Below are 1469 nucleotides of genomic sequence, written 5' to 3' on the forward strand. Positions count from 1 at the left end.
GAAGCCCTCCCGGCGAGGACCACGGTCGAAACCCTCACGACGCGGACCACGGTCACCGTAGCCACCGCCCTCACGGCGCGGCCCCCGGTCCTGGTACGGACGGCGGTCATCGCCCTCACGGCGCGGCCCGCGATCATCCCGGTCCCGGTAAGGAGGACGCTCCTCACCCTCACGACGCGGCCCGCGATCGAAGCCCTCCCGGCGAGGACCACGGTCGAAACCCTCACGACGCGGACCACGGTCAAAACCCTCACGACGCGGACCACGATCGCCGTACCGGCTCTCGCGACGCTCGCCGCCGCCGCCCTCGCGACGCTCGCCGTAGCTGCCTCCGCCTTCACGGCGCTCACCGTAGCCGCCCTCGCGGCGGGGTCCGCGGTCGTCGCGGTCGCGGTAGGAGCGGCCCTCGTCCCGGAAACCGCCCTCGCGCCGTGGCGCACGCTCGTCGCGGGAACCCTCCCCGCTTCGGGGCGCTCTGTCCTCGCGGTTGTACGGCCGCGGCCGGCCCTCTGAACGGAACGGACGATCGCTACCGGAATCACGCCCGCGAGAGCCGTATCCGCCAGTCCTGCCGCCGCTGGAGCGCCTGTCCCCGTAGTCGCCGCGCCCGCGCTGTCCGCCGTCCGATCCGTTATCACTGTTCACTTCTGGTCCATTTCGTTGGCTCACTCAGCGGACTCACAACGGCGGTCCACCGTGGCTGGTCGCCGCCCGCCCTCGGGCCTTACGCGACGAAGGCCACCCGTGGGGGTGGCCCGCTCCCCCCAGCCTAGCAAGCCCCTGACCGTTAACGAGCCCTCCAGCCACCCACGACGATCCCAGCTTCGCCTCCCCCCACAGAACGCCGCTCACTAGAAAGACGCGGTAGTGATCTCATAGTCGAAATCGCGCAACACAAGAACAGGAAGTTTCCTCATCTACATCTGGCGGACGTTCTCGTGCACGTGTCTCCGGAGGCGTTGGAGGAGGCACCAGAACGACATCCAGCGGAGGCGGCCGAGGAATTGCCGGTTCGACCCGTGTGCACAGCAATTGGCTCACCGCCATCACTCATGGCAGGCTCACGAGGCTATAAGGTGTCGCGCCCGGCCTCCAGGCTTCGGAACGGGAAGTCGCTGGAGTCGATGTGCTCGTATCCAACAGGAGGAAAGCCAAGTGCGGAGAGCGCATCAACACATGGGGTCTCCTACCGCGCGCCAGCCCTGACAGGAAGCTCCGTGTTCGTGAGCCGGCTGGCACAATGCGACTGGCGGCCAGCCGCGTTACACGGAACCGAACTCCCAAGCCGTGCTGTGCTGCGCGCCATCTGAGCTCTTCATCGGAAAACGTGTACAACGCAAAGAAGCCCCACACGATCCCGTGTGGGGCTTCTTTGAAAGATTGTCCGGCGGTGACCTACTCTCCCACACCCTCCCGAGTGCAGTACCATCGGCGCAGAGAAGCTTAACTTCCGGGTTCGGAATGTAACC

The 1469-nt window shown here is 66.8% G+C and carries 1 protein-coding gene and 1 rRNA gene; one reads left to right on the plus strand and one right to left on the minus strand.

Features of this window, described 5'->3' with window-relative positions; all coding sequences use genetic code 11:
• The coding region (locus ACWCSD_RS52565; RefSeq protein WP_449927453.1) for a hypothetical protein at positions 1 to 513 on the plus strand (513 nt) is incomplete at its 5' end.
• Between the two features lie 869 nt (positions 514 to 1382).
• Here ACWCSD_RS52565 and rrf read toward each other — a convergent pair.
• A 5S ribosomal RNA gene (rrf, locus tag ACWCSD_RS52570) occupies positions 1383 to 1469 on the minus strand; the annotation flags it as partial.

The organism is Nonomuraea sp. NPDC001684, assembly GCF_053596515.1.